Raw genomic sequence first — 13559 nt, 5'->3', positions numbered from 1 at the left:
TCGGTCGGGGATGTCACCCCGACCTGCGCGGGCCGCTTTGCCGGCTTACTGGTAGAGAATGATCCAGGGATCGCGCGTCGGCCGGTCCGGGTTGCCATTGTTGACGACGTCATATTTGCAGCCCTTTGGCGCATGACAGACCCCGTCGTCCCAGGGGCGGATCTGCAGGCCATTGTTATCGCCGGCATTGAGATTGACCCGGTACATGGGCTGTCCGTTTCGATTCACGAAAGGTGTTCCCGAGTCCTCATGTTCGCCGGGGCGGAAGAATCGTAGCTGGGTGGCCTGATTTCCGGCACTGCCGCCTTCGAGCAGGACATCGAGCTGGCCGTCCGCGGCCAGGTGCAGGTGCTCGCTGGATACGTCCGGTGGTTCTGCCACGTTGTCGGGCAGGGTGACGGTCAGGCGACAGTCCTCTCGGCAGACATCGGCGGCTTCCCGGTCCTGACAGCCTGTTGCGACTGCAAGAGCGGCGAGTGGAATGGCAATGGTCAAGGCAATTGATTTCATGGCAAGCCCTCCTCGGGGTCTCACTGAGTTTGCGTGGATTCGGCGACCGGATTTTCTGCCGGCTGCCCAAAAAGCGCGCGGGTGCGGGGATCACTTTGCAGCATGCGTTGCGGATAGCCGAGCTCCATGGCGGCATGGAAGTGCGCAAGCGCGCGGTCGGTTTGTCCCATGACCAGGCGCGCCATGCCCATGGTGTGCAGTGCCCGCATGTCGGTAGAAGGATCGGCTTCCAGGCGTTCCAGTTGCTGCTGCGCATCGGCCAGTTCGCCCAGGGTGGCCAGATAGGCGGCCAGGGCAGCGCGCGTGAGCGGGTCCTCGGCGTTGATGGCCAGCGTTTCCCGGGCCAGTTCCACGGCTCGCTCGAAATGGGGGCGGGCGGCATCGAGCCCGCCACCGTCCTCGAGCAGGATGCATTCGGCGAGAAATCCGTGGTATCGGAAGTCAGCCGGGCTGAGCGACACCGCCTGCTCGAACATCGCGCGCGCCCGGGTGAAATCGCCGCCGTAGAAATACTGCGTACCGGCATTGGCATAGGCCTGCGGTGTGGGGTGGCTGCCGATTGACTGCCGGAAGGCGTCGGCCGCCTGTATGAACTCGCTCTGGTAAAAGTAGATGCCGCCGAGCGTGGACCAGGCCGCGGCGTTTTCGGGTTCCAGTTCAATTGCGCGGCGCACGAAGTCGGCCGCTTCCTCGAGCCGTCCTGTCTCGGCCAGGACGCGGCCGAGCGCCCAGTAGTTGCGCCAATAAGCCGGGTCGAGGCGAATGGCGGTCCGGAAGCTCTGTTCGGCCTCCTCCATCTGTCCGGCCACTCGATGGGTTTCACCCAGTGCGGCGTGGACTTGTTCGTCGTTGGGGGCGATGTCCAGCGCCTGCCGGAGCTTTTCGAACGAGCGATCAATCTCGCCGGTGCCGCGATATAACTGGCCCAGGGCAACCAGGGTTTCGATGTGGTCGGGGTTCTGGCTTTCGGCACGGTTGCAGGCGCTGAACGCTGCCTGGGCCTGTTCGGACTCGAGGGTGGCCGTGTACTTCATCCAGTGCGCCTGGCAGAGCCCGGCACTGGCCAGCATGAAGTCGGGATCGATCTCCAGTGCCTGTTTGAAATGGGCCAGCGCCCCGTCGATGCCCTCCGCGGTCGAGGCCTGGCGAAGCTGACCGCGACCCTGCAGGTACTGGTCATAGGCGGCCTGGCTGTGAGTCGGAGTAAGCACACTCTCGAGATCGCCCAGATGTCGTATTTCGAACGATGTGGCTACGGCGCGCGCGATTGAATCCTGTAGCACGAAGATGTCGTCGGCGGTGGCCGCGAAAGTCTCGTTCCACAGGCGGCGCCCGCTGCTGCCGTCGATCAGTCGGACGCTGATGCGCAACTGCTCGCCGGATTTGCGGACCGAGCCTTCGAGCAGGGCGTCGACGTTCAGGGCGCGTGCGACCGAGGGTGCATCCTGTTTGGTCTCCCGAAAGGTGAACGACGAGGTTCGCGCGGCTACCTGAAGGCCGGGAATGTTGGCCAGGCCGTCCATCAGGGCCTCGGACAGACCGTCGCTGAAGTAGCGCTGGTCGCCCTGCGGGCTCAGGTCGGCGAAGGGCAGGACGGCAACCGACCCGGTTCGGGCCTCGCTTCCCTGTGCCGGCCCGGAAGAATCTTCGCGCGCCAGTACCACCAGCAGGATGGTGGCCAGTACGGCGATGATGAGATAGTCGATCCAGCGCCAGTTCCAGGACCGGCCGGAGGCCGTGGCGCTGCCGGTGTGGTCCGGCAGGGTGCGTTCAATCCCCTGGGGTGTGAGATCGTAGAGCCAGGTCAGGACGACAACGACGGGCATGCCCATGACCGCCAGAACGACCAGGATCGACATCACCCAGTCCGGTGCCATGAAAGCCGGAAGCAGAATGTCGGCGACCTGCAGAAAGACCCAGGCGACAACCATGTATCCGCCGGCCATGCGAAAGACGTGTCGGCGCCGCAGCTCCAGCAGCGCACGATTCAGTCTTGCCAGCCGATTCGACATGGCCCGCTCCTTGTGCTCGCCCGATGACATACAGGCGATCACGGTAAACGGGGCGCCCGACCAGAATTGATCGCAAGCCCCGATCAGGCATTATATGAACTGCATCACGCTTTTGGAAGTGCCTGGCTCTGTGTCCGGCCGGTGCAGCCGTCCCTCAGTCGTCGAGGTTGGGTCGCAGGAATTTCTCGGCTTGTTCGACGCTGATGCCTTTGCGATTTGCATAGTCCTCGACCTGGTCGCGGCCGATCTTGCCGACGACGAAGTACTTGCTGTCGGGATGCCCGAAGTAGTACCCGCTGACGGCTGCCATGGGTTTCATTGCGAAGCCCTCGGTCAGTTCCATGCCGATCTTGTCGGTGACATCCATCAGGCGGAACAGCTTCTCCTTTTCGCTATGGTCGGGGCAGGCCGGGTAGCCGGGCGCCGGGCGGATGCCACGGTATTTCTCGCGGATCAACTCTGTGCTGTCGAGATCTTCATCGGTGGCATACCCCCATAACTCGCGTCGAACCTTTTGATGCAAGGCTTCGGCCAGGGCCTCGGCAAGGCGGTCGGCCATGGACTGCAGCAGGATGCGGCTGTAGTCGTCGGTCTCGGGAAACTGTTCAAGTGCCTGTTCCAGGCCAATGCCGGTGGTTACAGCAAACAGGCCGGCCCAGTCGTCGATGCCGCTGCCGGCCTCGGCCACGAAATCGGCCAGGCACAGGTTGGCCGCGGGCTTGTCGGCCTGCTGGCGTAGCATCACCATGCGTTCCATCACTTCCTGACGCGACTCGTCGGTGTAGAACAGCACATCGTCGCCTTCTCGCGCAGCCGGCCATAGAGCGCAGATCGCCCGGGCGGTCAGCCACTTGTTGTCGATGATGCGCTCGAGCATGTCCTTGCCATCACTGAGCAGGTTGCGCGCCGCCTCGCCGACCTGTTCATCTTCGAGGATTTCGGGGTAGCGTCCTTTCAGTTCCCAGGTCTGGAAGAACGGCGTCCAGTCGATGTAGCGCGCAATATCTTCCAGCGGCCAATCCTCGAACACGTGCAGGCCGGGTTGTTTCGGCGCTTCGGGCCGGTGTTCGCTCCAATCCGGCCGAAAGGCATTCTCGCGCGCGGCCTCGATGGTGATCAGCGGCTTGCGCCGGCGCCCCTGAGCGCTGCGTTCGCGGTATTCCTCGTAGTCATCCCGGATGCCGGCGGCATAACCGTCGCGGTGCTGTTTGCTGGCCAGTTTGCGCACCACGTCCACCGATCTCGAGGCGTCCTTGACCCAGCACACCGGGCCGCTGTAGGCCGGGTCGATCTTCAGGGCCGTATGTGCACGGGATGTGGTTGCACCGCCGATCAGAAGCGGCAACTCGAACTTCGCTTCGTTCATCGCTTCGGCGACGTTGACCATCTCGTCGAGGGAGGGGGTGATCAGGCCCGACAGGCCGATCAGGTCGACCTCCTCTTTCCTCGCCTCATCGAGAATCTTCTGGGCCGGCACCATGACGCCCAGGTCATGAACGTCGAAGCCGTTGCAGGCCAGTACCACGCCGACAATGTTCTTGCCGATGTCGTGCACGTCGCCCTTGACCGTGGCCAGCAGCACCTTGCCCTTCTTTTCCTTGGTGGTCTGTTCGGCTTCAAGATAGGGCACGAGGTGCGCCACAGCTTTCTTCATCACGCGCGCGGACTTGACCACCTGCGGCAGGAACATCCTGCCATCGCCGAACAGGTCGCCGACGTAGTTCATGCCGTCCATCAGCGGGCCTTCGATGACCTCCAGGGAGGTGTCGAACTGCTGCCGGGCCTCCTCGGTATCCTCGACAACGTACTTGTCGATGCCCTTGACCAGGCTGTACTTGAGGCGTTCGGCGACCGGTTTTTCGCGCCAGGCTTCGTCCTTTTCTTCCTTTTTTCCGTCGCCCTTGAACTTGCTGGCGGCATCCAGCAGGCGTTCGGTGGCGTCGGATCGGCGATTGAGGACGACGTCCTCGACCAGTTCGCGCAATTCCGGATCGATATCGTCGTAGACGGCCAGCTGGCCTGCGTTGACGATGCCCATGTCCATGCCCGCATGCGTGGCGTGGTAGAGAAAAACCGAGTGCATGGCCTCGCGTACCGGATTGTTGCCGCGGAAGGAAAACGACATGTTCGACACGCCGCCGGAGACGTGGCAGTCGGGAAAGCGCTTCTTCAGTTCCTTCGTGGCTTCGATGAACTCGACCGAGTAATTGTCGTGTTCCTCGATGCCGGTGGCGACCGGGAAGATATTGGGGTCGAAGATGATGTCCTCGGGCGGGTAACCGGCTTCCTCGGTCAGCAGCTTGTAGGCACGCGACAGGCACTCGACCATGTGTTCGGCGTTGTCCGCCTGGCCTTCTTCGTCGAATGCCATGACCACTACGGCGGCGCCGTAGCGGCGGATCCTGCGCGCCTGCCGGAGGAACGCTTCCTCACCCTCCTTGAGGCTGATCGAGTTGACCACGCCCTTGCCCTGCAGGCAGCGCAGGCCGGCCTCGATCACGCTCCACTTCGATGAGTCGATCATCACCGGTACCCGGGCGATATCGGGCTCGGCGGCGATCAGGTTGAGAAAGTCGACCATCGCCTGTTCGGAGTCGAGCAGGCCTTCGTCCATATTGACGTCGATGATCTGGGCACCGTTTTCGACCTGTTGCAGGGCGACTTCTACCGCTTCTTCGTACTTGTCCTCGGCGATCAGGCGCTTGAACTTCGCCGAACCGGTCACGTTGGTGCGCTCGCCGACATTGACGAAGTTCAGTTCCGGCGTGATCACCAGCGGCTCGAGGCCGCTCAGCCGGGTGTAGCGTCTGCGGGGCTCACTCATGCCGCCTGCTGCCGTTGAACGGGGCGGGGTGCTCGACCTTCGATGACCTGCGCGATCGCAGCCAGGTGCTCGGGCGTTGTGCCGCAGCAGCCGCCGATGATATTGACCAGGCCGTCGCGGGCATAGCCTTCGATGATCTCCGCCATTTCATCGGGGCCCTGGTCATACTCGCCAAACTCATTGGGCAGGCCGGCATTGGGGTGGGCCGAGACCAGGCAGTCAGCAATGCGCGACAGTGCCTTGATGTGCGGCTTGAGCTGGTCGGCGCCCAGGGCACAGTTGAAGCCGACCGAGAAGGGCTCGGCGTGCTCGATGGAATAACAGAAAGCTTCGGGGGTCTGGCCCGACAGAGTGCGACCCGAGGCGTCGGTGATGGTGCCCGAAATCATCAGTGGCCAACGTTCACCGCGCCGCTCGAACTCTTCGTAAACGGCATAGATGGCCGCCTTGGCGTTTAGCGTGTCGAATATGGTTTCGATCAGGATCAGGTCGCTGCCGCCGTCGAGCAGGCCGCGTGTGGCTTCCGTGTAGGCTTCCACCAGGGTGGCGAAATCGATATTGCGATAGCCGGGACTGACCACGTCTGGAGAAATCGACGCCGTGCGATTGGTCGGCCCGATCACGCCCACCACCCAGCGCGGCCGGCCGGTTCGTTCAACGGCTTCGTCACAAGCCTGTCGGGCCAGCAATGCGGCTTCGCGGTTGATCTCCTCCGACAGATCTTCCAGCGCGTAATCGGCCTGGCTGATGCAGTTGGCATTGAAGGTGTTGGTCTCGATCAGGTCGCAGCCCACCTCGATGAAGTCGCGGTGGATGCGTGTGATCAACTCCGGCCGGGTCAGCGTGAGCAGGTCATTGTTACCCTTGAGGTCATCGCTGTGGTCCGTGAAACGTTCTCCGCGAAATGCGGCCTCGTCGAGCTGTTCATTCTGGATCATCGTGCCCATGGCGCCGTCGAGCAGCAGGATGCGCTCTTCGAGTGCGCCGCATAGTTGTTCGACGCTTGCTGGGTCGTGCCATGGCAACCGGTTCATGATTTCTCCGCGAGAAAAGTGATGATTTCGAAATTCGGGGTTCGGCGCTCGATCGAAGTTACGTCGCACAGTTCGGTCTGCAGCCCGGCCTTGTCCAGCAGAGCAGTCAATTGTTTCGGGGTGAAACCGTTGTTGGCATGGCCGAAGTTCTTCACATGGGCGCTGTGGCGGTGCTTCCTGAGTGTCGCACCCACCAGGCGGCCGCCGGACTTCAGTGTTCGCGCCGCTTCGGCCAGGGCCTGTTGCGGCCGCTCGCTGTAGGTCAGCGCATGCATCATCAGCACGCTGTCGAAGCGATTGTCTTCGAAGGGCAGGGCGTGCATGTCGCCGAGATGAAACGCTACATTGTCGAAGGGCTTGACGCGCTCGCGACCGGCGGCGACGACTTTTTCGGATACGTCGATGCAATCGATCGACCGGGCCTGCCGGGCCAGCAGTTCACCCATCACGCCGTCGCCCGAAGCGATGTCGAGTACGCGCCCGAGCGAGAGCAGCTGCACCAGGGCGCGCGCGGTCGCTTCCCAGGTCCGGCCCGGTGAATAGTGGCGCTCCATGTCGCCGGCGACCGTGTCCGGCCAGTTGCGGCCGGTGGCACGCTGGGCCATGATTCCGGGCAGGCGCTCCGCATCGGCAGCGACGATCGCATCGTCGAGGTCGTCGCGGAACAGGGCCCAGAGTTGGTGCAGTTCGGGATTTTCCTCGGGGTTGCCCAGACGGTAATACACGGATACGCCGTCGCGTCGATCGACCACCAGCCCGGCTTCACGCAGTCGTGCCAAATGCGTGGACACGCGCGGTTGTGCCAGGCGTGTGACCTGCGCCAGTTCGGCCACCGTCAACTCCTCGGTTTCGAGCAGCGCCAGCAGCCTCAGCCGGGTGGCATCTCCCAGCAGGCTGCAGTGCCGGCCCACACGGTCCAGGTCGATAACTATATCCTTTTATCGCGATTGAGAGATATAGTATAGCCTAGCCTGAACGCAAGGGGCTTTCAAGCGCCCGTGGCATTCGAAAATCAGGTGGTGTCGGATGTGCGAGCAGGGATCTTCGGTCGGGTCGTCCTCATCCGAGGGCGCTGCGCCCACGCCGGGTCGAACGGCGGAGCATTTTCTCGAGCGTCATGGGCCGCCCGATGCCGTAGCCCTGCAGGTAGTCCACGCCGATCTTGCGCAGGATGTCGGCCACTTCACTGGTTTCGACGAACTCGGCGATCGTCTGCTTGCCTGTCTGGTGACCGATTTCATTGATTGACTTGACGATCGCCCGGTCCGTGCGGTCATCGCCGATGCCACGGACGAACATGCCGTCCATTTTGAGAAAGTCGACCTCCAGGCTCTTGAGGTAGCCGAAGGAGGACACGCCGCTGCCGAAATCGTCGAGTGCAAAACGGCATCCGAGTCCGCGCAACCTCGCAATGAAGGCGGTAGCGGCGGACAGGTTGGTGATGGCAGCGGTTTCGGTGATCTCGAAACAGAGCTGGTCGGCCCGCAGGGCGCCCCTTTTTAGCTCGTCCGAGACCAGGTCGATGATCTGTTCGCTGCCGAGGCTGAGCCCCGACAGGTTGATTGAACACAGAGATATCCTCTTGAGATGTTCGGGCTCGGCATTGAAGAACTCAAACAAATGCTTGATGACCCAAAGGTCGATGCGACCGGCCAGTCGGTACTTTTCGGCGGCCGGGAGGAACATGCCAGGTGATATCAATTCACCATCCGGTTGACGCAATCGCACCAGCACTTCGAAGAAGAGCCCCGGCTCGGACCCCAGGCGGCTGGGCTGAATCTCCTGTGCGAACAATTCGAATCGATCGGATTCGAGCGCTGCAGTAATTGAACCGACCCAGCGCATGGGCGCAGTCGAGAGGTCGAGGTCCGGATCATCCTTGCGCCCGATGCGCACCCGCTCGTAGCTTGCATCCTTCGCCGCCAGGCGCGCCGCGTTGGCAAGACTGGTTGCAGTTTCGACTTCGTCGATGGATTGATCGATAACCACTGCGCCGAGATTGATGCGCACTGGCTGTGAGGACTCCTCCCACTGGAATCGCAACGACTCCAGGGAGGCGTGAATGTCGTGCACAAGTTCCTCGGTCTTACGTCCCTGCACGGGAGTTAACAAGGCAAATTCGTCGCCGACGATGCGGGCCGGAATCCCTTTATCTAATGACATTTTCTCCAGGTGCTCGGCGACCTGTGCCAACAGCGCGTCGCCGGCAGCATGGCCGCGCGTGCTATTGATGACCTTGATGCCCTCGATGTCGAAATTGCAGAGTAACCAGGGTCGGTTCGAATCATGCGCGTCCGCCAGGGCCTGCGACAGGTGCCGTTCAAGCCCGTGGCGGTTGTACAGCCCGGTCTGGGCGTCCCGGAAGTTGAGTGCCTGGAAGCGATCCTGGTAGCTCCGCAGATTGCGCGTCATGGTCCGGAAATCCTCGGCCAGATCGGCAATTTCGTCAGTGCCCCGGATGCTCGGTTGGGAGCTGAAATCGCCGGTGGCTACCGCGCGGGTAGCGGCCCGCAGTTTCACGATTCGGGTCAGGACGGTGCGGCGCAGGAACAGATAAAGGACGGCGCAACCCAGCAGGAGCAGCAGTGCCCAGATCGCAAGACGGGCTAGCGTATCCCGCCGCAACGCGGTTTTCGCTTCGGTGAGGTCGAAAGCCATCATCAGCCAGGCCCGGGTTTCGGGCACGAAGGTTTCGGCCATTCCCCGAATCCTGATCGGAAAGGCGCCATGCAGGACCGAGCGCTGCGGACCGAACTCGATCCGGGCCGAGCGGGACGTCGTGAGGTGGGCCACCAGGGTGGCCGGAACACCGTGTTCAAGCTCGGAGACTGGTGCGTTCAGCCATCGCACACGGGTGGCATGTTCAACCATGCCATCCGGATTGACCATCAGCGCATGGTGGATCCTTCGGTGGCCGGCCAGGCGCTCGATGGCGGCACGAGCCTGATCAGTGTCATCGCCGCGATAGGCGGCCTCGAGTGTGCCGGCCGTGACGGTCGCCAGGGTGCGCATGGTGTCTTCGGCATTGCGCTCAAGCTGTTGTACCGCGTGTCGGATATTCAGCACGTAGGTCGTGCCCAGTGCCACCAATCCGAGCGCCAGGATAAAGAGCGGAATCAGGTATCGCAGCGAAAGTCGTCGTCGAATCACGGCATCACCTTGCGCACGATGCGTGCATCCGGCTCGGCGAAGTCCATGCTTTCGGACTGCTGCATGCCGGCACGCCGGAAGACTTCGAACTGGCTGCGTGTCTTCTCGGCCAGCACAGGCCGCTCTCCGCCCAACAGCTTCATGTTCTCTTCAAGGTTGAACAGGGAAGCACCGGCCAATGCCCCCGCAAAGGCTTCCGGTGCCATTTGGTGCCTCTGGGCCATGACGGGAAGCGCCTGTTCGGGCCGAGTTTCAAGCAGGCGGCGAGCTTCATCGAGAGCGCGAATAAACTGCACCAGGTCTTCGGAGCGGTTCTCGAGCAACTGGCCGGAGACATAAAGGACATCGATGATCTCGCCGGGGATGTCACGGCTGCTGAACAGTTCGGTTGCACCAGCTTCCAGCACATGCGAGCGAAACGGCTCGTAGGTAATGACGGCGTCGACCTCACCGCTGGTATAGGCGTCGACGTGTCCGGGGGTGTCAATGAAGCGAAGCTTGAGATCGCCGCGCTCGAGCTTGCTGAGATCCAGTACGCGCTGGAGTATGTAGGCACCGAGTGGGCCGGCCTCCAGGGCAACCGTCTTTCCTTTCAAGTCCTCGAACGAGTCCAGGCCCGGCCGTGTCAGCAGGCTGTCTCCGCCTTTGGACTCGTTGATGGCGTAGATGATGCGGGTCCCCGGGCGATCCGGATAGTCACTCAGGGCATACTGCGTCGTCAGGAACAGGCCGTCGATCAGGCCGTTTCGGTAGGCGCGAACGACTTCGGCGGGGGTCTGGTAGTCGATCAGGCGAATTCGCCCCGGTGGCATCAAGCCTTCTGCTTCGGCCAGATGCGCGAGTTCATAGGGCGGCCACAGCAACACACCGATCCGGATCGGCTCTTCCGGCTGCGTACAGGCACCGATCAGCAGGGCGGCCGCACAGACGAGGACGATTCGGTCAGGCATGCGTTTTGCTCCTGAGTCAGCGAAAATCGCCGTTTCCGAGCTATCGGGGCACCAAATCCCCGGTGTTGAAGGCCCGGATTACCGGCCCGATTGTACGTCAATCCCGATTTTCGCCCGTCACACCGCGGGTTTACGCCAGGAAACCGGATCTTCTAACCCGCCTGTCCAGACGCTGACTGGAGGCGTTTATGGGTCTTGCTGCGGGCACGGCGCTCGTTGCGGTCGTTCCAGGGCTGGCCGATGGTCTTGCGCATCAACCCGTCGATGCTGCGCAATATCAGCAGGTTATAGAGCATGCGTGCCATGTTGCCCGGCGTGCGCGGGAAGGCGCGTAGCGACATCGAAAAACCGATGTCGTGGTACTTGACGAAATGCCAGTAACCGGGCGGGATGTAGAGTACGTCGCCGTGCTCCAGCTCGGCGACCTGGCCATGGACTTTTCTGAGCGCGGGATACTTGTCGTAGTCGGGTTGATCGACGCGGGCGTCGAACAGGGCGCTGAAGGAAAACGGCACGCGGTAGAGCCAGGGCGTCTGGTCGGGTGCGAACAGCAACACCCGTTTGGGGCCGCCGAAGTGACAGAGCATGATGTCGGCCAGGTCGATGTCGAAGTGGAGCTGTACGCGCGAGCCCTTGCCGCCCATGAACAGCACGGGAAGCTTTCTGAAAAACTTCAGTCCGACGTCCGGATAGTCGAAATCCCGGGTGAGGTCCGGGATGGTGTTGAAGAAGTTGAAGAAGAACAAGCGCAGGTCGTTCTCGCCCTGTTCCAGCCGATCCATGTACTCGCCCAGCGGCATGCGCGCGGCCGGTGCGTGCTGGTGCTTGTGATCACGCGAGGGCTGGCTGTCGTAAAGCGGCACGACCACGTGGCCGGCGCGTTCCTTCAGGTGTGCCACCGTCCACTTCCGGCGCGCCGGCCAGGACTCGGTCAGGCGTTTGATGATGACCGGACGGGCCGGCCGCTTGTATTCGGCCTGGAAAGTCGTGGCATCGACTTCATCGACTTGTTCAACCGGGGAGAGGGCAACCATGGCTAGAAATTATCTTTCCAGCGGCGCAGGGCGGCAAAGATCTCGACCGGTTCCGTGCCGCAGCCCGGATCGTGCTCTTGCACGGCCTTGATCACGCCCGGTTCGCGTGCGCGCAAGAACGGATTGAAACGGCGTTCGGCACCGATATTGGAAGGCAGGGTGATTTTGCCGTTCTCGCGCAGGGTCTCGACTTCGTGCAAGCGTTCTTTCAGATCCTGGTTGTCGGGTTCGACCGCCAGGGCGAAGCGGCAGTTGGCCACGGTGTACTCGTGGGCACAGAACACCCGCGTGTCGCCCGGCAGGTCGGCCAGTTTGTCGAGCGAGGCCAGCATCTGTTCCGGTGTGCCCTCGAACAGGCGTCCGCAGCCGGCCGAGAAAAGGGTGTCGCCGCACAGCACCAGGCGATGGCCGAAGTAGGCCAGGTGTATGCTGGTGTGGCCGGGTACGCTGAGGATTTCGAAGCGGGAACGGGGAGAATCGATTTCAACGTGATCGCCTTCCCGCAAGGGGTGGTCGACCTGCGGGATGCGCAGGTCGTCGGGTCCGTAGACCGGCACCGGGTGCCGGGCGATGATGTCGTCGATGCCGTCGGTGTGGTCCCAGTGGTGATGCGTGATCAGCAGCGCGGCAAGCTGCAGCTCGTTTTCGGCCAGCCAGGCCAGCGGCGGCCCGGCTTCACCGGGATCGACCAACAGGGCGTGGCGACCGTCGTGCAGGGCCCAGACGTAGTTGGTCTCGAGGGTTGGGATGGCGTCGATCGACAGCGGCATCGGGGGCTCCGTCTGGTATGCTTTTCGCGTGTCCGAGAAGCATTCTAACGCGCGTCGCATGCCGGCCGGGTTTTCCGGCTTGCAGACTCTGGAAGCCCGGCTGGTGGAAGCCGGCTTTGCCCATCCGCGTCCGCGCTGGATTCTTGAGGTCGCACCCACGGCCAGCGCCTCGCCGCAGACCGACCTGAACAAGAGCCGGGTGCTGGTCGATGCCGATTCTTGCTGCTGGCCGTTCCGGGCCGAACTGGAATGCTGGCCGCTGGACGATGACAGCGTGCCGGGTGTGCTGATGCGCCACGTCTGGCAACCGGCCGTCCGCGGCAACCTGCTGGCCGAGGCGACGCGCGTGCTCAAGCCCGGGGGTGTGCTGGTTTCGGTGTCGGCCAACCCCTGGCATCGTATGGCCTGGCAGGAACTGGGGCGATCGGCCATGCGCTTGCCGAGCTGGCCGCAGTTCCAGCTGATGCACGCGCGCTGCAACCTGCAATTGTCGATCTCGGCCAATGTCCAGTTACGCGGATTAGTGCCGGGGCTCTTTCCGGTGCTGGCGGTCGTGGCACGCAAGCCGGCCGAGCCGGCCCGCATCGAACCGGTGCGATTTCGTCAGCCGCAGGTTGCCGCCGGCTCAGCCGTACCCAGCCAGTGCCGCGCGGCATGAGCAAGCCCGTGCATATCTGGACTGATGGCGCTTGCCTGGGCAACCCCGGCCCCGGTGGCTGGGGCGCGCTGTTGCGCTGGAATGGCCACGAACGCGAGCTCTCCGGCGGCGAACCGGAAACAACCAACAATCGCATGGAATTGATGGCCGCCATTCAGGCCCTGGAATCGCTCAGACGCTCCTGTCGCGTGGTCCTGACCACCGATTCACAGTATGTGCGCAAGGGCATCACCGAGTGGATGGTCAACTGGAAGCGGAATGGCTGGAAAGCGGCGTCGAAAAAGCCGGTCAAGAACGCCGAACTGTGGCAGCGCCTCGACAAGGCACGCGAACGCCACGAGGTCCAGTGGGACTGGGTCAAGGGCCACAGCGGCCACCCGGAAAACGAACGCGCCGACGAACTGGCAAGTTTGGCGGCCAAGGGACAACAGTAAAAAATCATTATGTCCACAGATGAACACAGATGAACACAGATTTAAGAAACAGAAAGACAATTCATCGCTGTGTTCGTTGACCGATGGTTTGATTTCGAAACTTGCCCATCAAGAATCGTAATGACCTGTTTTTAGATTCTTTATCTGTGTATATCTGTGTTCATCTGTGGACAAATATAAAGG

The 13559-nt window shown here is 62.3% G+C and carries 9 protein-coding genes and 1 pseudogene; 2 read left to right on the top strand and 8 right to left on the bottom strand.

Annotated elements, in window-relative coordinates; translation table 11 throughout:
* Window positions 1-45: 45 nt before the first annotated feature.
* The 8 genes and pseudogenes from G4Y73_RS13070 to gloB all read right to left on the bottom strand — a co-directional run bounded on the left by G4Y73_RS13070 (window position 46) and on the right by gloB (window position 12284).
* On the bottom strand, window positions 46-510 hold the full coding sequence (locus tag G4Y73_RS13070) for a hypothetical protein (RefSeq protein WP_164232265.1): 465 nt from the start codon (window positions 508-510) through the stop codon (window positions 46-48).
* A 20-nt stretch (window positions 511-530) separates the two neighbouring features.
* Window positions 531-2522 (bottom strand): tetratricopeptide repeat protein, encoded by a 1992-nt coding sequence (locus G4Y73_RS13065; protein WP_164232264.1) that lies wholly within the window; start codon window positions 2520-2522, stop codon window positions 531-533.
* A 154-nt stretch (window positions 2523-2676) separates the two neighbouring features.
* Window positions 2677-6380, bottom strand: a pseudogene (gene metH, locus G4Y73_RS13060) (methionine synthase).
* Complete coding sequence (locus G4Y73_RS14130; RefSeq protein WP_346426858.1) at window positions 6377-7291, bottom strand: metalloregulator ArsR/SmtB family transcription factor; 915 nt, start codon at window positions 7289-7291, stop codon at window positions 6377-6379. The pseudogene metH and the gene G4Y73_RS14130 overlap by 4 nt, the downstream one beginning before the upstream one ends.
* A gap of 148 nt (window positions 7292-7439) precedes the next feature.
* Window positions 7440-9530 (bottom strand): EAL domain-containing protein, encoded by a 2091-nt coding sequence (locus tag G4Y73_RS13045; RefSeq protein ID WP_164232261.1) that lies wholly within the window; start codon window positions 9528-9530, stop codon window positions 7440-7442.
* A complete protein-coding gene (locus G4Y73_RS13040; protein ID WP_164232260.1) occupies window positions 9527-10480 on the bottom strand; it encodes an ABC transporter substrate-binding protein in 954 nt (317 codons plus the stop codon). Before G4Y73_RS13040 ends, G4Y73_RS13045 begins: the two co-directional genes overlap by 4 nt.
* Window positions 10481-10632: 152 nt before the next feature.
* Window positions 10633-11514: a cupin-like domain-containing protein gene (locus G4Y73_RS13035; RefSeq protein ID WP_164232259.1), complete on the bottom strand. Its 882-nt coding sequence runs from the start codon at window positions 11512-11514 to the stop codon at window positions 10633-10635.
* Window positions 11515-11516: 2 nt separating this feature from the next.
* Complete coding sequence (gloB, locus tag G4Y73_RS13030; RefSeq protein ID WP_164232258.1) at window positions 11517-12284, bottom strand: hydroxyacylglutathione hydrolase; 768 nt, start codon at window positions 12282-12284, stop codon at window positions 11517-11519.
* A 28-nt stretch (window positions 12285-12312) separates the two neighbouring features.
* Between gloB and G4Y73_RS13025 the strand changes: the two genes are divergently transcribed.
* Complete coding sequence (locus tag G4Y73_RS13025; RefSeq protein WP_164232257.1) at window positions 12313-12942, top strand: class I SAM-dependent methyltransferase; 630 nt, start codon at window positions 12313-12315, stop codon at window positions 12940-12942.
* Complete coding sequence (gene rnhA / locus G4Y73_RS13020) at window positions 12939-13376, top strand: ribonuclease HI (protein WP_164232255.1); 438 nt, start codon at window positions 12939-12941, stop codon at window positions 13374-13376. Before G4Y73_RS13025 ends, rnhA begins: the two co-directional genes overlap by 4 nt.
* Window positions 13377-13559: the final 183 nt, after the last annotated feature.

Origin of the sequence: Wenzhouxiangella sp. XN201 (assembly GCF_011008905.1) — a bacterium.
GTDB lineage: Bacteria > Pseudomonadota > Gammaproteobacteria > Xanthomonadales > Wenzhouxiangellaceae > Wenzhouxiangella.
This window is presented reverse-complemented; position numbering and strand designations above follow the sequence as displayed.

Bases quoted from the DNA above. Each gene is read 5' to 3' on its own strand.
- G4Y73_RS13040 (WP_164232260.1), bottom strand. From the start codon at position 10,480: ATGCCTGACCGAATCGTCCTCGTCTGTGCGGCCGCCCTGCTGATCGGT.
- G4Y73_RS13035 (WP_164232259.1), bottom strand. From the start codon at position 11,514: ATGGTTGCCCTCTCCCCGGTTGAACAAGTCGATGAAGTCGATGCCACG.
- rnhA (WP_164232255.1), top strand. From the start codon at position 12,939: ATGAGCAAGCCCGTGCATATCTGGACTGATGGCGCTTGCCTGGGCAAC.
- G4Y73_RS13065 (WP_164232264.1), bottom strand. From the start codon at position 2,522: ATGTCGAATCGGCTGGCAAGACTGAATCGTGCGCTGCTGGAGCTGCGG.
- gloB (WP_164232258.1), bottom strand. From the start codon at position 12,284: ATGCCGCTGTCGATCGACGCCATCCCAACCCTCGAGACCAACTACGTC.
- G4Y73_RS13070 (WP_164232265.1), bottom strand. From the start codon at position 510: ATGAAATCAATTGCCTTGACCATTGCCATTCCACTCGCCGCTCTTGCA.